Raw genomic sequence first — 18,264 nt, 5'->3', positions numbered from 1 at the left:
GGCGGCATGAAGATTCGTGCCGCCACCCGTGATGATCTGCCTGCAATTCGTGACATCCATGTCCTCAGTTGGCGCGCGTCCTATGCCGGAATGCTCCCCGATGACTTTCTGGGGGCACCGCTTGAGGCCGCGATGACGGACCGGTGGGGGCAGATGCCCGAGAATGACGTATTGCTTCTGGTGGCCGAAGAGGGCGATCTGCTGGGGTTTGCTTGCGTCCGTTGTGACAACGCGCATGGCCCGCTTCTGGACAATCTGCATGTGGCAGGTGATGTGCAGGGGCAGGGTGTTGGGCTTCACCTGATGCAAGCCTTGGCTAAGCGGCTGACAGGCATGCGGAAAACCACGCTCTGGCTGGAAGTGCTGGAGGCCAATACGGCAGCGAGACGGTTCTATGACCGCCTGGGCGGTGTCGAGGGCCCTGTTTTTCAGGATGATCTGTTCGGCAACCCGGTTCCCGCCCGCAAGGTGATCTGGAATGGGTTCGAGAAAATCTTCATGCCGGATGAAAAAAGTTGAAGTCGCCGCTTGACGATGCCGAACCGTAGCCATAATACACCCCAACGTTCCGCAGGGAACGACAACAAAAGCAGCGAGCGGTTGTAGCTCAGTTGGTTAGAGTACCGGCCTGTCACGCCGGGGGTCGCGGGTTCGAGCCCCGTCAACCGCGCCACTGCTTTGCCCCTTTCCCGGGGAGTTGGGATCCGGTCCGGACAGGGCATTGGTGGTCTCCACCAGAAGAAAATGCGCGGTTGTAGCTCAGTTGGTTAGAGTACCGGCCTGTCACGCCGGGGGTCGCGGGTTCGAGCCCCGTCAACCGCGCCACTTTCTTCTCTCTTCCTTCCAGATTGATTTCGTCTTGAAGCAGAGGCGCGTAGCGTATCTGATTGCCCTGTCGGGGTAAGAAAGGGCGTTCTCATGTTGTGTCGTGTCGGAGAGGTCGAGGTCTGGCGAATCCTTGAGATCAACGGGCCGTTTGTGGAACCCGAAAAACTCTATCCAACTGCAGGCCCTGAATTGCACCAAGTTTTGCGCGAACATGCGCCGGGGCAGTTGTGTGAACACAGCGGCAAGCTGATTCTGCCGATCCAGGGGTTTCTGTTGAAAACACCCGATCACGTGATTCTGGTGGACGCCTGCGTGGGCAATCATAAAACGGCGACACACGCAGACTGGCATCAACGCTCGGATGGGCGGTTCATGGCGGCGCTGACGGCTGCCGGAGTGGCGCCCGAGGATGTGGATTATGTCCTGTGCACCCATCTGCACCCGGATCATGTGGGGTGGAACACGCAACTGCAGGACGGGCGTTGGGTGCCGACGTTTCCAAACGCCAAATACCTGATCCCGGCGGATGACAATGCCGCCTACAGCGCCAATCCCACCGACGCCTACACCGAAAGCGTTCTGCCGGTGATCGAGGCCGGGCAGGCGGAAATGGTGCAGCCGGGGCATTGTCTGGGCGATCATGTGCGTTTGCTGCCGACACCGGGGCATTCTCCGGGCCATGTCTCGGTCCTGGTACACAGCGGCGGAGCCGAGGCGCTGATCACCGGCGATGCGCTGCATTCCACCGCGCAATGTCATCGTCCAGATTGGCATTTCACCTTTGATGCGGATCCCGAGCTGGCTGTTGAGTCGCGCGTGGCGTTGTTGGAGGATTCGTCCGAAACCGGTCGGCGTGTGTTGGGGAGCCATTTCACCTTGCCCTCAATCGGTCGTGTCCGTGCTGCAGGGGATGCGTTCCGGTGGGAGCCCGACTAAGGGACGCGGTTTTCCCTGATCAAACACCTTGAAATTATTGAGGTTTCAACATTTTGCCGTAAACAGCGGGGATGGTCTGTTTGGATTGTCCTGTGAAAGTGATTGCGTCTCATGAGTATCGCTTCGGTTCTGAAACGCCACGCGGCCCTGTTGATCCGCTTCCTTCCCAGCAGCATGTCCACTATGCGCGGCGCTGGCTGAACCTGTCGCAGTTTGCGACGGGGTATCCATCCGAAGACATGCTTGGCGTTTTTGTCGATACGCTGATCGAGTTCAGCGGTGCCGGGGTTCTCGCTGGGAACCATGCCGTTGCAAATGTTCGGCCAGGGGTTCGAAATACAATCGGCGATCAGCGATCATGCGGGCGACAGCCTGTTGCTGCAATTGGGGGACAGCTGCGGCCTGCCGGTGGGCTTCGGGTCGGACGGGATCGTGCAGCTGTGGATTACGCCCGAGGATCTGGCCAATGCCAAGTTCGACAAAGTGCGGATGACATTTGAAATGACGTGATGTGCAAGAGGCCCCAAATCGGGGCCTCTGCAATTCTACCTTAGCTCAATGCCGCCAGGACGCGGGCCCACGAGCGGATGCCTTTGTGAAAGCTCTCCATGTCATATTTCTCGTTGGGCGAATGGATCTGGTCGTCGTCCTTGCCAAAGCCGATCAGCATCGCATCGGTGTCCACGATGTCCTTGAAGAACCCTGCAATCGGGATCGACCCGCCGCAGCCCACGTAAGCCGCCGGGATACCCCATTCATCGCTGAGCGCCTGACGCGCCTTTTCAAACGCCGGATCTTCGACCGACATTTGCGAGGCGGCCGAGCCTTTTTCGGTGCGGTATTCGACGCTGAACCCATCGGGCAGGTTGCTTTCCAGATAGTGGCGGAACGCGTCGCGGATCGCGTCGGGGTCCTGTTGACCCACCAGGCGGAAGCTGACCTTGGCGCTGGCCTGGCTGGGCAACACGGTTTTGAAGCCGTCGCCGGTGTAACCACCCCAGATGCCGTTCACGTCACAGGTTGGGCGCGACCAGATCTGCTCCAGCGGCGTGCGGTCCTGTTCGCCTGCGGGGGCTGTCAGGCCCACGTCACCCAGGAAGGTCTGGTGATCAAAGTTCAGGCCCTGCCATTGTGCCCGCATCTCGTCGGACAATTCCGTCACGCCGTCGTAGAAGCCGGGCAGGGTGATCGCGCCGGTGTCGTCATGCAAACCGGCCAAGATCTTGGTCAGCACCCGGATCGGGTTCATGCCGATGCCACCATACATGCCCGAGTGCAGATCACGGTCGGGGCCAGTGATAGTGAAATCCTCGCCCAGAAGACCACGCAGCATGGTGGTGATCGCGGTTACCTTGCTTTCAAAAAGGCCCGTGTCACAGATCAGCGCGATGTCCGACTTCAGCTCGTCGCGGTTTTCTTCCATGAAGGGCACCAGCGAGGGCGAGCCCGATTCCTCTTCACCCTCGAAGAAGAACGTCAATTTGCAGGGCAGGGTGCCGTGTACCTCTTTCCAGGCACGGCAGGCCTCGACAAAGGTCATCAGCTGGCCCTTGTCGTCGGATGCGCCGCGCGCGCGGATCACTTTGCCATTGGGCGTGTCCTGGATCTCGGGATCAAACGGATCGCGGTCCCACAGCTCCAGCGGATCAACCGGCTGCACATCGTAGTGGCCGTAAAACAGCAGGTGCGGGCCAGGTCCGTCGATATGCCCCACGACCATCGGGTGGCCAGGTGTGGGGCGCTTTTGGGCATCAATACCCAAACCCTGCAAGTCAGCCACCAGCCAGTCGGCGGCGGCGTCGCAGTGCTCCTTGAAGGCCGGGTCGGTCGAGATCGACGGGATCTTGAGCAGCTCGATCAGGCGGTCGGTGGCGGCGGGCAGGTCGGCATCAATGCGCGACAGGACATCATCCAGAGACATCGCGGGTTCCTTTTCATTGGGCGAAACGATTTGGCGCGAAAGGTATCAGCGCGGGCCGCACTGTCCAGAGGGGGTAAGCCGATCTCTGCTCAATTCTCGGATCGGAAACTTTTGAAACTGTTTCAGGCTGACTTGCGACGTTTTCGCGCCCCCAAGAGACGCAGTTTGTCTTGTTACATGTGAACTGGGTGTATATTTGATGCAAATCAATGTCGCCTCCGCCTGCACGGATGTAGGCAATTGAGAACCATGACCTTTGTTCGTTCGAAATTGAGCGCTAGGATGCAAGGGACCATGTCCAAAACCGGCCCCGGGAAACTGGCCTTGGGTCCGACAAGACCAATGGAGACCTCGGTGGACTATACCGCGAAACTCGACGACGCCATTCAAAAGCTGCACGACGAAGGCCGCTATCGCACGTTTATCGACATCGAGCGTCGCAAGGGGAACTTCCCCCACGCTGTCTGGACCCGTCCGGATGGCAGCGAACAGGACATCACCGTCTGGTGTGGCAACGATTACCTGGGCATGGGCCAGCACCCCGTCGTGCTCGAAGCGATGCACGAGGCGATCAAATCCACCGGCGCAGGCTCGGGCGGCACCCGCAACATCTCGGGCACCACGGTCTATCATAAGCGGCTTGAGGCCGAGTTGGCAGACCTGCACGGCAAAGAGGCATCGCTGCTGTTCACCAGCGCCTATATTGCCAACGACGCTACATTGAGCACGCTGCCAAAGCTGTTCCCCGGTCTGATCATCTATTCCGACGCGCTCAACCACGCCTCGATGATCGAGGGCGTGCGCCGCAATGGCGGCTCCAAGCGCATCTTCCGCCATAACGATGTGGCGCATCTGCGTGAACTGCTCGAGGCCGATGATCCCGAAGCACCCAAGCTGATCGCATTCGAATCGATCTATTCGATGGACGGCGATTTCGGACCCATCGAAGAGATTTGCGACCTGGCCGAGGAATTCGGCGCGCTGACGTATATCGACGAGGTGCACGCGGTCGGCATGTATGGTCCCCGCGGCGGCGGCGTGACCGAGCGCGACCGTCTGGCGCATCGCATCGACATCATCAACGGCACGCTGGCCAAGGCCTATGGCGTGATGGGCGGCTACATCGCCGCGAACGCAAAAATGTGTGATGCCATCCGGTCTTACGCGCCGGGCTTCATCTTTACCACGTCCTTGCCGCCTGCTGTGGCGGCGGGTGCGGCGGCCTCGGTCGCGTATCTGAAAACCGCGCCTGAGCTGCGTGAGCGTCACCAGACCCAAGCCAGCATCCTAAAGCTGCGCCTGAAGGGCATGGGCCTGCCGATCATCGATCATGGCTCGCACATCGTGCCGGTGATCGTGGGCAACCCGGTACACACCAAAAAGCTCAGCGACATGTTGCTGGAGAACTTTGGCATCTACGTGCAGCCGATCAATTTCCCGACCGTGCCGCGTGGAACCGAGCGTTTGCGGTTCACCCCGTCGCCGGTTCACGGCCCGGATGAAATGAACCGTCTGGTGCAAGCGATGGATGAGCTTTGGTCCCATTGTGCGCTGAATCGCGCCGAATTGGCGGGCTAAGTTCACGGCACTGTGTGCAAAACACTTGCCTCGTGTTAAGCTTGCGGTAACAAAAAGCGTGGACGAATCGTGATAGGGGCGATTCCGGGCGCTGCTGGCAACTCGCAGCAGGCAGAATGGGGCGGCAGGTATGATTGGGCGCAGGGCACAGCGCAAATCAGAGGACATAGAGGTCGAAAAACCCAAGGGGTTTGACGACTTCGAAGTGAGTCTCGGCGATATGATGCGCGGCGAACGGGCGACGATGGGAAAATCCCTGCTCGACGTTCAACGCGAATTGCGCATCAAGGCCAACTATATCGCCGCCATCGAAAACTCCGACCCGACCGCCTTTGACACACCCGGTTTTATCGCGGGCTATGTTCGGTCTTATGCCCGGTATCTGGGCATGAACCCGGATGAGGCCTTTGCCACCTTCTGCGCGGAAAGCGGGTTTGAGGTGGCGCATGGCATGTCGGCCGAGGCGTCGAGCATTCGCAAGCCCGGTCCTGACCTGATCTCAAAAGGGACCAAGTCCAGCGACCCCTTCATGACGCCCAACACGCCTTTTGTTCCCGCGGGCGAAAGTTTCCTCAATCACATCGAGCCGCGCGCCATCGGGTCGACCTTGGTGCTGTTGGCCCTGATCGGTGGCATTGGTTATGGCGGCTGGTCGGTTTTGAAAGAGGTGCAGCAAGTACAGTTTGCGCCGGTTGAACAGACACCGGTCGTGTTGTCGGATCTGGATCCGCTGGACCAGGCCACTCAACAGGCCACTCCGACGACGGCCAACGCAGGATTGACACAGCCAACAGCTGATGCGCTTGACCGTCTCTATCGCCCTCAGGCGCTGGATGTGCCGGTGTTGGTGTCGCGTGACGCGCCGATTTCGACCTTGGACCCGCGCACCTTGGGCAACTTCACGGCGCCCGCTTTGCCTGATGTGCAACTGGCCCAGGTTCTGCCGACGCAGGATACCCCTGGCCAATCCGTGCCGCAGGTGGTTGAAAACCTGGCGCCGTCGCTGACCATGGTGGCGGTGCGCCCGTCCTGGGTTCGCGTCACGGCCGCAGATGGCACACATATCTACGAGACCATCATGGAACCCGGCAGCACCTATCAGGTGCCGCTGACCGAAGAGGCGCCGACCCTGCACGCCGGGGAATCGAGCGGCATCTATTTCATCGTGAATGGAGAGCATCGTGGTCCCGTTGGCGATCGCGGTGTTGTCACTCGCGGCGTGGTGTTGTCGCCCGATGCTGTCGAAGAGCGCTATCTGGTGGCCGAGATCCCTGACGAGGATCAGGTGATGTTGAACAAAGTTGCCGAAGCTTTGACGTCTTCTGCTGCGGCGAGTGAGACCGACGAATAAGCCGCCATTGCACCAAGGGGGGCATCGGCCTATCTAAGGCGCAGGCCCAACTGGATGTGGATTCCCAAAGCGATGTCACTCAACCACGTGCGCCCCTGGCGTAATATCTACCGCCGAAAGTCTCGTCAGATCATGGTGGGCAACGTGCCTGTTGGCGGGGACGCACCGATTGCGGTGCAGACCATGACCAACACACTGACCACCGATGCAGCCGCAACCATCGCACAGGTGCAGGCCGCGGCTGAGGCGGGCGCGGATCTGGTGCGGGTCTCGGTGCCGGATCAGGCGTCGGCCAAGGCGCTGAAAGAGATCGTGCGCGAGAGCCCGGTGCCGATCGTGGCGGACATTCATTTCCACTATAAACGCGGGATCGAAGCGGCCGAGGCGGGCGCGGCCTGTCTGCGGATCAATCCAGGCAACATTGGCGATGAAAAACGCGTGGCCGAGGTGATCAAGGCGGCACGCGACCACAATTGCTCGATCCGCATTGGGGTGAACGCGGGCAGCCTGGAGAAACATCTGCTGGAGAAATACGGTGAGCCGTGCCCGGATGCGATGGTGGAATCCGGTCTGGATCACATCAAGATCCTGCAGGATCACGATTTCCACGAGTTCAAGATTTCCGTGAAGGCCTCGGATGTCTTCATGTCGGCGGCGGCCTATCAGGCCCTGGCCGAGGCGACGGATGCCCCCATCCACCTTGGGATCACCGAGGCGGGTGGGTTGGTGTCCGGCACCATCAAATCGGCCATCGGTCTGGGGCAGCTTCTGTGGATGGGGATCGGCGACACGATCCGCGTCAGCCTGTCCGCTGATCCGGTGGAAGAGGTGAAGGTGGGCTTTGAAATCCTCAAGAGCCTTGGGCTGCGGCATCGCGGAGTGAACATCATCTCGTGCCCTTCCTGCGCGCGCCAGGGGTTTGACGTAATCAAGACGGTGGAAACGCTGGAAAAGCGCCTGGAACACATCAAGACGCCCATGAGCCTGTCGATCATTGGCTGTGTGGTGAACGGCCCGGGCGAAGCGTTGATGACGGATGTGGGGTTCACGGGCGGCGGTGCAGGTTCCGGCATGGTCTATTTGGCGGGCAAGGCCAGCCACAAGATGTCGAACGAGCAGATGGTGGATCACATCGTCGAAGAGGTCGAGAAGAAGGCCGCTGAATTGGACGCAACCAAGGACGCGGCGGAATAGTCAGGTCCGGGGGCGCTCCCGCCCGTCGTCGATGCCCCTAGCGGGACATCTCCTCCCGTTGGGCCAGGCTCAGGCGGGCTTTGCCCGCCTGAGCCTGGCTCGCCCCCTCTACGTGCCGTCCGCAGGACGCAAGGCCGACAGGCCGCGCAGGAAGCAAACTGTCTAAACCGTGGACCTGAAACGGTGTGCATTGAGGTAGAGCGCTGCGCCAAGGGTGATCACCCCCAACAGGACCACAAGCATCAAATCATATCCACCCAGGTTCCAGATCAGCGATCCCAAGTAGGGGGCCACCGCCGCTCCGGCCAGATAGGGCAGCGCCAGCGCGCCTGACTTTGCGCCAAAGTTTGCCTCGCCCAGGATCTCGCGGGCCAGCAGCGGACGCAGGATGCTGACCGTGCCATAGGCACTGCCGAACAGGATGACGAAACCGGACAAGAACACTGGCGACGCGCCGCTGATCAGAAGCATCACCATCGAGAGCGACATGGCCAGAAAGGCGGCAATGGCGACACCGTGGTTCGACAGGTATCTTTCCGAGGCCATCATGGCGATCCGCCCAGCCACCTGCATCGGGCCGATGAACGATGCCGCCAGCACCGCCATCTCGGGCGATAGACCCCGTTCGTCCAAGATCGGCAGCAGATGTTGCAGGGCCGCGCCATGGGCCATGGCGAGGCAGGCGAACCCAAGCGCCAGGTACCAGAACGCGGGGGTTTTCAGGAACTGCCGCGACCGTTTTTTCGGTTCCAGTGTGGCGGGCTTTGTGCGTTTGTCTCGTTCCAGAAGGTGCCCGCCCAACCAAAGGATCGGAGCGACCACAAGTATGACCAACGCGGCAAAGACCTGCACCGCGCCGCGCCAGCCCAGGGCCTCGGCCAGGGTGTAGACAGCTGGATAGCTGATGGTGCTGGCAAACCCTGCAACCAGGGTGACCAGGATGATCCCGGTCTTGGCTTCGGCCCCTCGGGCGCGCGTGATCAGGGCAAAGTAAGGCTCGTACAGGCATCCGGATGTGGCCAATCCGATCAGGATCCATACCGCGAAGAACTGCCATTTCTCGGTGACGCCGGACAACAGGATCAAACTAACACCCCCGACAAGGGCCGACAGACCCAGCATCGGCGCGCCCTTGCCGTGGTCGATAATGCGTCCGGCCAGCGGAGAGGCTGTGGCAGAAACCAGCACGGCGATGGTGATTGCCGCCGTCAGATCGGCCTTGGACCATCCCAGATCACTCTCCCACCGCAACAGCAGGGCGGGGAAGATATAGTAGAGCGACGCCCAGGCAAGCGTTTGCCCAAAGGCGAGCAAAAGCACTGCTGTGTCGCGTTTCATGACGGGGTCCCTTTGCCAATGCTTGCGGGGTTTTGATCCCCTTGGGATTCCAAAAGCCGGTTCTTTACGGATGGCTTAGGTACATCAGGTTCATGCGTCAATAATCCATTCTTCTAGTTTAGTAGTCTAAATGTCGCAAAAAAAGACGCGGCGCACGGGGCATGCGCGCCGCGGTATTTCAAAGGCAGGGGGTAAGCCCGTCAGCCGCGCTCGCGCACCTCTTGTGCGATCAGTTCCATCTGATCGGCCGGCAGATAGCCGCGCAGCAGTTCGGTGCCCAGAACAAAGGTTGGCGTGCCCGAGATGTTCAACTTCTGCGCCAGCGCTCGGGTTTGCGCGATCTCTTGGGTCACGGCATCGCTGTCCATCTTTGCAAAGACGGCGTCGGTGTCCAGGCCAAGGCTATCAGACAGGCGGCGCAGGGTAACCTCGGTCGGTTCGCCTCCAAATTCCAGCAGTGCGTCGTGCACCTGCTTGTAGGCGTCGTCGCCCCCGACATGTTTGGCGGCAACTGCAAAGCGGGACGAGATCATCGATGCTTCGCCCAGGATCGGGAATTCCTTGATCACCAACCGGATGTTTCCGTCGCTTTTCAGCAGTTTGGCCACTTCGGGCACGGCGCGGCGGCAGTACCCACAGCGGTAGTCCATGAATTCGACCAGGGTGATGTCGCCGTCCGGGTTGCCGCCAACCCAGGAGTAGCCGTCGTTGAACAGCTCGTCCCTATTGGCCTCGACCAATTGAATATCGGCTTGCGCCTCGGCCAGTTCGCGGCGCTGCTCGAGGATCTGAAAGGCTTCGAGGATCAGATCGGGGTTTTCCAGGATGTATTCGCGAACTTGCGCGCCAAAGGCTTCGCGTTCGGTAGGTGACATATCGGACAGGTCCAGGGCCTGAGCCGGGCCCGTGATCAGGGCAAAAGCGGTCAAGGCGGGGGCGGCAAGGCGGAGCATCAGCGTTTCCTTTTGTTTGCACGTTCAGACGCAAGGAGCACATCCTGTGCTCTTTGCCAACCCGTTGAGCCAACGGGCAATTGCCCGACAGCGCGTCGGGCGTGGAGTTCTGCATCCTCGGTCCGGCCCTGCAGCGCATAGCGCTCGGCCGTAACCAGCGAGGCCATTCCGTTCTGTCCGGTGCTGGCATAGGCCACGCCCAGGTCACGCATCATCCGTGCGTCGCGTGCGTCGCGTGCGCGTGCTTTTTCCAGCACCTCAAGCGCGGCCTTGGGGTGTTTCGCAGCCAGCAGGGCGCGGCCGTGCCCCGCAAGGATAAGTGGATCGCGGGGGGCAAGTTCAACAGCTTTGCCATAGGCGTCCACGGCGGCGTCAATACGGCGGCTTTCCAGCAGGATCTGCCCCTTCAGTTCATAATAGTACGGATCATCCGGGCGCAGGGCGATGGCGGCATTGATACCTGCCAGAGCCTTGGACAGGTTCCGATTGCGGTGGTGCGCCACGGCTTGGCGCATCAGGCGGATATCGTCATGAGTTTCTTCGCCTGCGCGCAGCAGCGTCCATTTGGGTGCGCGCGTGAAGGCAGAGATTTTGCCTCGGATGCGCGCGAACCAATAGTCTGCATTTGCGTTGGGCAGCGATTGATCCCCATGCGCCTCGAAAAACGCTTCGGCAGCGCGAATGCGGTCCCGTGACAGCGGGTGAGAGCGCATGTATGGGTCCTGATTGCCTGGTGTCAGCAGGTCCTGACCGGCAAAGGCGCGGTGCAGGTCGATCAGGCCGCGCGTGCTGATTTCGGACAGCCGAAGGTAATTGGCGGCCGAGCGGTCGGCCGAGGCTTCTTCGGCGCGGGTGTGCGCTAGAAAGGATCTGAGCGCGGACGACTGGGTGCCAGCGGCGACCCCCGCGGCAGCCTCACCTCCACCGGCAGCCGCGGCGATAAGGGCAAGGGCAACGCCCAGGTTCGCGACCGTTTGCGCACCCTGGAAATTGCTGATCCGGCGCTGGATGTGACCGTTTGCGATATGCGCGGCCTCATGTGCGATCACCGCCTGCAACACATCGGCGCGGGGCACCTTCAGGATCAGGCCGTAATTTAGAAAGATGGTGTTGTGATCAACGACAAAGGCGTTGAAGCCGCCATCATTGACCAGCAGGATCTTGACGCGGTTGGGGCTGAGGCCGGCGGCCCGCAGGATGGGAAAGGCCAGTTCGCGCAACCCGTTTTCGATGTCGGGATCGCGCAGCAACCCGATGGCTGCCGCCGGAAGGGTGCTCGTCAGATAGAGGGTCAGGCTAAGGCTCATCGCCAGCATCTGAACCAACGCGTGCGGTCGCCAGAAGCGTGGGATTGACGTCAGCCGGGATACGCGTTCAAAAGCCATGGCGGCAACATGGGAGAAGGCCATGCGAAACTCAACCCGGTCCGATGTCGATCCCTTCATTGTGATGGACGTGATGGAGGCCGCGCGCCGCGCCGAAGAGGCGGGCAGGCGGGTGATTCACATGGAAGTGGGCCAACCTGGCACCGGTGCACCCAAAGGCGCGCTCAAGGCGCTGGCAGGCGCGTTGGAGGCTGACCCGCTTGGCTACACGGTGGCTTTGGGCTTGCCCGCGTTGCGCCGCCGGATCGCGCAGATGTATGGCGAGTGGTACAACGTCGATCTGAACCCCGAGCGGGTGGTGATCACGCCCGGATCCTCGGGCGGATTTCTGCTCACGTTCACGGCGCTTTTCGACAGCGGCGACCGGGTGGGCATCGGCGCGCCCGGCTATCCCTCGTATCGGCAGATCCTGTCGGCGCTTGGATTGGTGCCAGTTGATCTGCAAACCGCTCCGGAAAACCGTCTGCAACCGGTGCCGGGTGACTTTGCCGGGATGGATTTGGCGGGGCTTCTGGTTGCTTCTCCCGCGAATCCCACGGGCACCATGCTGGACCGCCCGGCGATGAGCGCGCTGATCGAGGCGACCCACGCGCAAGGGGCCTCGTTCATCAGCGACGAGATCTACCATGGCATCGAATATGAGGCGAAGGCCGTGACCGCCTTGGAGGTGACGGACGAATGTTACGTGATCAATTCGTTTTCGAAGTATTTTTCGATGACTGGATGGCGTGTGGGATGGATGGTGGTTCCCGATGATCAGGTGCGCGTGGTCGAGCGGATTGCGCAGAACATGTTCATCTGCGCGCCGCATGCCAGCCAGGTTGCGGCACTAGCGGCGATGGATTGCGACAAAGAACTGCAGGCCAATCTGGACGTCTACAAAGCCAACCGCGCGCTGATGCTGGAGGGGCTGCCAAAAGCAGGTTTTACCAGGATCGCGCCACCGGATGGAGCGTTCTACGTCTATGCGGATGTCTCGGATATCACCGACGACAGCCGCGCCTTTGCGGCCGAGATCCTGGACAAGGCGGGGGTGGCGGTCACACCGGGACTGGATTTCGATCCGGTTCGAGGCGGCGGCACGCTGCGGTTTTCCTATGCCCGCGCGACCGAGGACATCGAGGAGGGGTTGCAGCGTCTCGCAACCTTCATGGCCAACCGCGGGTGAGTGAACTTGACGAGGCGATGGGGCTCGAAACACTCCCGCCCCCTCTACGTGCTGTCCGCAGGACGCAAGGCCGACAGGCCGCGCAGGAAACCTGGGCTCCAAGGCCCTTGAAGCGTTGCTCCCGGCCCAACCCTTGAGATAGGTTGACGCGAAACAGGGGAGACACCCGGATGATGAGCAGGATCTTGACGTGTATTGCCCTTTTGGGGCTGATGGTGAGCTCTGCCGTCGCGCAGGAGTTTTCAGGTCTGGCGCGGATAAACGCTGATCAGTCCCACGTCAGCGACGAGGGTCGCAAAGGGGTCGAGGTGACGCTGAACCTCAGTCAGGGGGTGCCCTACCGCCTATTCACCCTAACCGAACCGCCGCGTTTGGTGATGGATTTCAAAGAGGTCGACTGGACCGGCCTTGCGGGCGACGCGTTCATTCGGACCGATCGGATTTCCAACGCCCAGTTCGGTACTTACGTGCCGGGCTGGTCGCGCATGGTGCTGAACCTCGCAGGCCCGATGGAGGTGTCTCAGGCTGGGTTGAGCGTCAACCAGACCACAGGCGGTGCGCGGCTGGCCGTGAGTCTCTCGCCGGTCTCAGCAGAGGTATTTGCCGAAACATCAGGGGCACCGCGGGATGCCCGCTGGGATCTGCCGCAGCCCGCGGACGTGCCGTCCAGACCCGGGCGGGGGGCAGATGCGCCACTGCGCGTGGTGTTGGACCCCGGTCATGGCGGGATCGATCCGGGTGCAGAAAGTGGCAGGGTCACGGAAAAGCACTTGATGATGACTTTTGCACGTGAATTGGAAGAGATCCTTTTGCGCAGCGAAGGCTTCGAGGTCATCCTGACCCGCACGGACGATTATTTTGTCTCGCTGGAACATCGCATAGCCTTGGCGCATCGGGCCGAGGCGGATGTGTTTTTGTCGTTGCACGCGGATTCGCTGGCCGAAGGCCTGGCGCATGGTGCGACTGTCTATGTACTGTCGAAAGAGGCTTCGGACATTGCCAGTGCCAAGCTGGCCGAGCGGCACAACCGGTCCGATCTTTTGGCCGGCGTTGACCTGAGCAACACGGACGATCAGGTCACTGATGTCCTGCTGGACCTGGCCCGGACTGAGACGCAGCCCCGCACCAACGCGCTTGCGCATTCACTGGTCGAAGGGATGGCGCAACGGGGCGGGCCAATGAACCGTCGTCCGCTGCGCTCGGCCGCTTTTTCTGTGCTCAAGGCCGCGGACATCCCTTCTGTCCTGATCGAGATCGGGTTTCTGTCCAGTCCCCGCGACCTGAAGAACTTACAAAGCCCCGAATGGCGGGTGTCGATGGCCGAGGGCATTAGGAATGCTCTGCTCAACTGGCGCAAAGAGGATCTGGAAAAACGCGAGCTTGTCCGGCAATAAGCTTGTCAGGCCCCAATGTCAGGCTCGGGACAGCGCAGGTTTTAGGATCGCTTGCGCTTCGTAGCTGCGCAGCAGCATCCGAGCGGCCAGACCAAACCGAGGGCCATCAAGTCCAGGCATGTCCGTGTCAAAAATTGCCGAGAGTTCCTGCAAAGCCTCGGACGACAATTGGTACAGCGCTTCTTCCCCCAAAAAGAGTGATTCCGCTGGGACACCGTCTGCATCCAGGATTTCATGACGATCCAACAGGATATGATAGTAACGGATGTCATCATCCGGCAGCACGATGTCGACACCGGGCCAATGGCACAGGTCGCTGGCGCGAACCAGGGCCTCGGGCTCTCCGAACAGCAATTCAACGGCAGGCCCGCAGACCAAGACGCGGTGCTGTTGAGAGACATAGATGTCTTCGCGGGGTTGACCAAGCCCCAGTGAGTTCTTACCGATCCGCACCGGCTGCAAGGCGGGGTCGCGCTTCATTTGGCCCTTGCGTACAGCGCTGGATTCGATCCACTTGATCTCTTGCGGTCCATGATCGCGGGTCCAGATCTTGTCGCCGACCGCCAGATCCTCGACTTTTTGGTATCCTTGAACCGCCCGGATCAGCGTGCCCATTACAAAACAGACCCCTTCGATATTTATTGAGATCTGCTGAGTTTCGGTTTCGACAAACAGACGCCCACCTGGGTTAAAGACAAAAACACTGACTTCGACCTCGAACGTGTCCTGAACAATTTCCCCGTCATCAAGAGCATCAAACTCGGCTGGATCAACGGTATATGTCCATTCGCCCGTGTTCGGGTCGATCGTTGCAGTTCCTATGTCGGGCGCATCAGAAATATCCCAAGTCGAAAACGAAAAGGACCAGCCGGGGTTTCTGAAGTCGACCTCTACGTCCAGATCACCCGTTGCATCGTTGGGGGGGGATCCTGTCACCCGCCCGGTCGTGTCACCGGTAATTATGACCTCAACTGCGTCTCGTGGAGCGTTAGAGACCATCGTCGTTCTCCTCAGCTTTCAGCTGTTTGCGAAATGCAGATTGACGATAAAGACGCATATGCACCTCGCCCTCTGCATCCCGGCTCCATTCCACGATGCGGTTTGTGCCCAGATCGCTGTCCAGCCGGTTGACGCGGACGCGCTGGTGCGGGATCGAGTGTTTGAGCTGTTCCACCATCTGGCGCACTTGCCCAAAGGGAGCCACCAGGTCGATCAGCCAGAAAGACGTGCCGGATGCATAATCTGTTGGCTCGAGAGCCTGTCGTTTGATCGCAAAGCGACGTTCGGCCTGATTGGACAGTCCGGCAAATGTGACGAACCCACGCGGAAAGCCGTTTTGGCGAAAAATGTGATACTGTCCCAGACGCAACGGCGTTTCGAAAGTATAGATGGCTTGGGTCAGCATACGGTCCCTGTGCACCGGCGTCAGAGACGACAGGTACAGCATCGCGCCAAAGTCGGCGTATTTTTCGGGGGGGAGGTCAAACCACCCCTTTGGAAACTGCTTGGTCAAGCGCTGCTCGCTTTAGGCACATATTCCGATTATGTATGATGATGTCCGCTGGATGGTACTTTTGGCAAGAACCAAGACCGAGCAAATCAGCCCTGTTGCCAAATGCCCCCACGACATTGACCCAAAAATGGCGAAAACTGGCCAGTGCAGAGCTTTGACCCTGTGCCCAAGCCACCCTATATAGAGTCCACTTATATAAGGTGGGCAGCTACGTGATCCGGTTCATTCTTTCGTTCTTTGGGGCGATCTTCAGTCTTGTGACGCTTGGCGTCTTCATGGTTGCCTTGACCATTGGCGGGGTGTTCTGGATGTATGGCCGGGACTTGCCCAGCCATGAATCGCTGGCCCAGTACAAGCCGCCCACCATCAGCCGGATCTATTCGGGCGAGGGGCATCTGATCGACGAATTTGCCAAGGAACGCCGTCTGTTCACTCCGTCCGAGGAAATCCCGGACCTGGTCAAACAGGCGTTCATCTCGGCTGAGGACAAGAACTTCTATACCCATCAAGGTTATGACATCCGGGGGATTGCAGCGGCTGGTTTTGAAGCCGTGCGCTCGCGTGGGCAGAACGTGCGCGGTGCCTCGACCATCACGCAGCAGGTGATGAAGAACTTCCTGCTCTCCGGCGATCGTAAGGCTGAGCGCAAGATCAAGGAGATTATCCTGGCCGCGCGGCTAGAGGATACGCTCGACAAGGAACAGATCCTTGAACTCTATATGAACGAGATCTTTCTGGGGCAGAACTCTTACGGTGTGACCGCTGCGGCGCAGACCTATTTCAACAAGACATTGCAGGAACTGGCCCCGCATGAGGCGGCATTCCTGGCATCGCTGCCCAAGGCGCCGTCAGATTATCACCCGGTGCGGCGCAAGGACCGCCTGCAAGCGCGCCGCGATTTCGTTCTGAAAGAGATGTACGAAAATGGCTATATCGATCAGGCAACCTATGAGGTCGAGGTGGCGCAGCCGCTGCGTTCGGTCCAGAACGGCGACTTTGAAAGCTTCCGCACGGCGCTGCCGCCGCGCGACTATTTCACCGATGAAATCCGCCGCCAGCTGAGCGAAGATTTCGGCGAGGGTGAATTCTTTACCGGCGGTTTCACGGTCCGCGCCTCGATTGACGAACAAATGCAAGTCGAAGCTGCCGAGGCTTTGCGCACCGCTTTGCAGAAATATGACCGTGGTCGCGGTCTGTGGCGCGGCACCGAGCAGACCATTCCAACTGAAGCCCTTGGAGATGAGGCGAGCTGGCGTGAGGCTTTGCGCAACGCCGAGGTGTCGCGCGATGTCGATTTGGGCGGCAGGTGGTATCCAGCCGTGGTGCTGACTGTTGCGGATCAATCTCTGACCGTAGGCGTTGAAAACAACGAAGGCACCGGTACGGTGCCACGTTCGGACATCAAATGGATGAAGGGCAACTTCAAGGACAACTTCACCGTGGGTGACGTGGTTCTGGTCCGCAAGGCCGAAGAGGGAGACAGCTGGTCCCTGCGTCAGGTGCCCGAGGTTCAGGGCGGCTTTGTCGCAATGGACGTGAACTCGGGTCGCGTCCTGGCGATGCAAGGTGGGTTCAGCTATCAGGATTCGGTGTTCAACCGCGCCACTCAGGCGCAGCGCCAGCCGGGATCGAGCTTCAAGCCATTTGTTTATGCCGCAGCGCTCGACAGCGGATACAGCCCCGCGACAATCGTGGTCGACGCCCCGATCGAGGTGAACACGCCGCAAGGCCTGTGGCGGCCCAAAAACTCGTCGAACAAGTTCTATGGCCCCACGCCATTGCGCACCGGGATCGAACGCTCGCGGAACCTGATGACCATCCGTCTGGCGCAAGAGGTGTCGATGCCGGTGGTGGCGGGCTATGCCGAGCGCTTTGGTGTTTATGACCACATGGGACCGTTCCTGGCCAACTCGCTGGGGTCCGAGGAGACGACGCTCTACAAGATGGTGGCGGCTTATGCGATGTTTGCCAATGGCGGCGAGCGGGTGGAACCCACGTTGGTGGACCGCATCCAGGATCGCTATGGCGAGACGATCTATCGTCATGACGACCGCGATTGCGTCAACTGCAACTCGGCCAACATCGCCCCCAATGCGGCGCCCACCATCGTGACCAACCGCGAGCAGGTGATGGATGCGATCACCGCCTATCAGCTGACTTCGATGATGAAGGGCGTTGTGGATCGCGGCACTGCCAGCCGCACAGTGAACCTGCCGGTGCCGACCGCAGGCAAGACCGGCACCACCAACGACGCCAAGGATGTCTGGTTCGTGGGCTTCACCTCGAACATCGTTGCGGGTTGTTACATCGGCTACGACCGCCCGCGCGCGCTTGGGCGTGGGGCCTCGGGTGGCGGTATGTGCGGCCCGGTGTTCCAGAGCTTCATGGAAGAGGCCGTCAAGAAGTACGGCGGCGGTCCGTTTGATGTGCCCCCCGGCGGGCATTTCATCAAGATCGACCGCTTCACGGGCGGGCGCCTGCCGGACAATGCATCGGGCGAATATGTTGTGGCCGAATATTTCCGCGACGGCGCAGAGCCAATCTTTGGCCTTGCCTATGACGGTGGCTTTGCCATGGGCTCGGACCTGCCGCTGTTTGACGAGGTGCAGCAATCGGGTCAACAGGTCACCACATCGACCGGTCAGACCACCACTGTGGGTCCCAAGGCAAACTTTGGCACTGTCAGTTCCGGCGGGCTCTATTGA

At 60.3% G+C, this 18,264-nt stretch carries 15 protein-coding genes and 2 tRNA genes; 11 read left to right on the top strand and 6 right to left on the bottom strand.

Annotated elements, in window-relative coordinates:
* Positions 1-6 precede the first annotated feature (6 nt).
* The 5 genes from TRM7615_RS22635 (at position 7) to TRM7615_RS22615 (ending at position 2,274) form a co-directional block, all read left to right on the top strand.
* Positions 7-519 carry a GNAT family N-acetyltransferase gene (locus TRM7615_RS22635; RefSeq protein ID WP_108792030.1) on the top strand — a complete coding sequence of 171 codons (513 nt, stop codon included), beginning with the start codon at positions 7-9 and terminating at the stop codon, positions 517-519.
* A gap of 77 nt (positions 520-596) precedes the next feature.
* Positions 597-673 (top strand) — tRNA-Asp (locus tag TRM7615_RS22630).
* A gap of 75 nt (positions 674-748) precedes the next feature.
* Positions 749-825: transfer RNA gene (locus TRM7615_RS22625), tRNA-Asp, on the top strand.
* Between the two features lie 93 nt (positions 826-918).
* The gene (locus TRM7615_RS22620) at positions 919-1,764 is read left to right on the top strand and encodes an MBL fold metallo-hydrolase (RefSeq protein ID WP_108792028.1); all 846 of its coding nucleotides are present in this window, start codon (positions 919-921) and stop codon (positions 1,762-1,764) included.
* 303 nt (positions 1,765-2,067) lie between these two features.
* Positions 2,068-2,274 carry a DUF1963 domain-containing protein gene (locus tag TRM7615_RS22615; RefSeq protein ID WP_108792026.1) on the top strand — a complete coding sequence of 69 codons (207 nt, stop codon included), beginning with the start codon at positions 2,068-2,070 and terminating at the stop codon, positions 2,272-2,274.
* Between the two features lie 40 nt (positions 2,275-2,314).
* Here TRM7615_RS22615 and TRM7615_RS22610 read toward each other — a convergent pair whose 3' ends face one another.
* The gene (locus TRM7615_RS22610) at positions 2,315-3,685 is read right to left on the bottom strand and encodes a M20/M25/M40 family metallo-hydrolase (protein WP_108792024.1); all 1,371 of its coding nucleotides are present in this window, start codon (positions 3,683-3,685) and stop codon (positions 2,315-2,317) included.
* Between the two features lie 354 nt (positions 3,686-4,039).
* On the opposite strand from TRM7615_RS22610, the gene hemA reads away from it, so the two are divergent.
* The 3 genes from hemA to ispG all read left to right on the top strand — a co-directional run bounded on the left by hemA (position 4,040) and on the right by ispG (position 7,808).
* Positions 4,040-5,263, top strand: a complete 1,224-nt coding sequence (gene hemA / locus TRM7615_RS22605; RefSeq protein WP_108792130.1) for a 5-aminolevulinate synthase — start codon at positions 4,040-4,042, stop codon at positions 5,261-5,263.
* Positions 5,264-5,393: 130 nt separating this feature from the next.
* The gene (locus TRM7615_RS22600) at positions 5,394-6,614 is read left to right on the top strand and encodes a helix-turn-helix domain-containing protein (protein WP_108792022.1); all 1,221 of its coding nucleotides are present in this window, start codon (positions 5,394-5,396) and stop codon (positions 6,612-6,614) included.
* 72 nt (positions 6,615-6,686) lie between these two features.
* Positions 6,687-7,808, top strand: coding sequence for a flavodoxin-dependent (E)-4-hydroxy-3-methylbut-2-enyl-diphosphate synthase (gene ispG / locus TRM7615_RS22595; protein ID WP_108792128.1), 1,122 nt, complete (start codon positions 6,687-6,689; stop codon positions 7,806-7,808).
* 162 nt (positions 7,809-7,970) lie between these two features.
* Here ispG and TRM7615_RS22590 read toward each other — a convergent pair whose 3' ends face one another.
* The 3 genes from TRM7615_RS22590 to TRM7615_RS22580 form a co-directional block, all read right to left on the bottom strand.
* Positions 7,971-9,146, bottom strand: a complete 1,176-nt coding sequence (locus TRM7615_RS22590; protein ID WP_108792020.1) for an MFS transporter — start codon at positions 9,144-9,146, stop codon at positions 7,971-7,973.
* Between the two features lie 200 nt (positions 9,147-9,346).
* Positions 9,347-10,099, bottom strand: coding sequence for a DsbA family protein (locus TRM7615_RS22585; protein WP_108792018.1), 753 nt, complete (start codon positions 10,097-10,099; stop codon positions 9,347-9,349).
* A complete protein-coding gene (locus tag TRM7615_RS22580; protein ID WP_108792016.1) occupies positions 10,099-11,508 on the bottom strand; it encodes a M48 family metalloprotease in 1,410 nt (469 codons plus the stop codon). Before TRM7615_RS22580 ends, TRM7615_RS22585 begins: the two co-directional genes overlap by 1 nt.
* On the opposite strand from TRM7615_RS22580, the gene TRM7615_RS22575 reads away from it, so the two are divergent.
* Together TRM7615_RS22575 and TRM7615_RS22570 are read left to right on the top strand one after the other, a co-directional pair.
* Positions 11,507-12,652: a pyridoxal phosphate-dependent aminotransferase gene (locus tag TRM7615_RS22575; RefSeq protein ID WP_108792014.1), complete on the top strand. Its 1,146-nt coding sequence runs from the start codon at positions 11,507-11,509 to the stop codon at positions 12,650-12,652. The two genes, TRM7615_RS22580 and TRM7615_RS22575, sit on opposite strands and share 2 nt — an antisense overlap.
* 173 nt (positions 12,653-12,825) lie before the next feature.
* Positions 12,826-14,046 carry an N-acetylmuramoyl-L-alanine amidase gene (locus tag TRM7615_RS22570; RefSeq protein WP_108792125.1) on the top strand — a complete coding sequence of 407 codons (1,221 nt, stop codon included), beginning with the start codon at positions 12,826-12,828 and terminating at the stop codon, positions 14,044-14,046.
* Between the two features lie 18 nt (positions 14,047-14,064).
* Here the strand turns inward: TRM7615_RS22570 and TRM7615_RS22565 are convergent, their stop codons facing one another.
* Entirely contained in the window at positions 14,065-15,045 is a 981-nt protein-coding gene (locus tag TRM7615_RS22565) for a Hint domain-containing protein (RefSeq protein WP_108792012.1), read from the bottom strand.
* Positions 15,035-15,559 (bottom strand): toxin-activating lysine-acyltransferase, encoded by a 525-nt coding sequence (locus tag TRM7615_RS22560; protein WP_108792010.1) that lies wholly within the window; start codon positions 15,557-15,559, stop codon positions 15,035-15,037. The genes TRM7615_RS22565 and TRM7615_RS22560 overlap by 11 nt, the downstream gene beginning before the upstream one ends.
* Before the next feature lie 212 nt (positions 15,560-15,771).
* On the opposite strand from TRM7615_RS22560, the gene TRM7615_RS22555 reads away from it, so the two are divergent.
* Entirely contained in the window at positions 15,772-18,264 is a 2,493-nt protein-coding gene (locus TRM7615_RS22555; RefSeq protein WP_108792123.1) for a penicillin-binding protein 1A, read from the top strand.

It is taken from the genome of Falsiruegeria mediterranea M17, from assembly GCF_900302455.1.
GTDB classification, from domain to species: Bacteria; Pseudomonadota; Alphaproteobacteria; order Rhodobacterales; family Rhodobacteraceae; genus Falsiruegeria; species Falsiruegeria mediterranea.
Note: the sequence above shows the minus strand (reverse complement) of the source record. Positions and strands in the feature narration are given on the sequence as shown.

Bases quoted from the DNA above. Each gene is read 5' to 3' on its own strand.
- TRM7615_RS22570 (WP_108792125.1), top strand. From the start codon at position 12,826: ATGAGCAGGATCTTGACGTGTATTGCCCTTTTGGGGCTGATGGTGAGC.
- TRM7615_RS22610 (WP_108792024.1), bottom strand. From the start codon at position 3,685: ATGTCTCTGGATGATGTCCTGTCGCGCATTGATGCCGACCTGCCCGCC.
- TRM7615_RS22635 (WP_108792030.1), top strand. From the start codon at position 7: ATGAAGATTCGTGCCGCCACCCGTGATGATCTGCCTGCAATTCGTGAC.
- TRM7615_RS22615 (WP_108792026.1), top strand. From the start codon at position 2,068: ATGCCGTTGCAAATGTTCGGCCAGGGGTTCGAAATACAATCGGCGATC.
- TRM7615_RS22565 (WP_108792012.1), bottom strand. From the start codon at position 15,045: ATGGTCTCTAACGCTCCACGAGACGCAGTTGAGGTCATAATTACCGGT.
- TRM7615_RS22585 (WP_108792018.1), bottom strand. From the start codon at position 10,099: ATGCTCCGCCTTGCCGCCCCCGCCTTGACCGCTTTTGCCCTGATCACG.
- TRM7615_RS22620 (WP_108792028.1), top strand. From the start codon at position 919: ATGTTGTGTCGTGTCGGAGAGGTCGAGGTCTGGCGAATCCTTGAGATC.
- TRM7615_RS22590 (WP_108792020.1), bottom strand. From the start codon at position 9,146: ATGAAACGCGACACAGCAGTGCTTTTGCTCGCCTTTGGGCAAACGCTT.
- ispG (WP_108792128.1), top strand. From the start codon at position 6,687: ATGTCACTCAACCACGTGCGCCCCTGGCGTAATATCTACCGCCGAAAG.
- TRM7615_RS22575 (WP_108792014.1), top strand. From the start codon at position 11,507: ATGCGAAACTCAACCCGGTCCGATGTCGATCCCTTCATTGTGATGGAC.
- TRM7615_RS22600 (WP_108792022.1), top strand. From the start codon at position 5,394: ATGATTGGGCGCAGGGCACAGCGCAAATCAGAGGACATAGAGGTCGAA.
- TRM7615_RS22580 (WP_108792016.1), bottom strand. From the start codon at position 11,508: ATGGCCTTCTCCCATGTTGCCGCCATGGCTTTTGAACGCGTATCCCGG.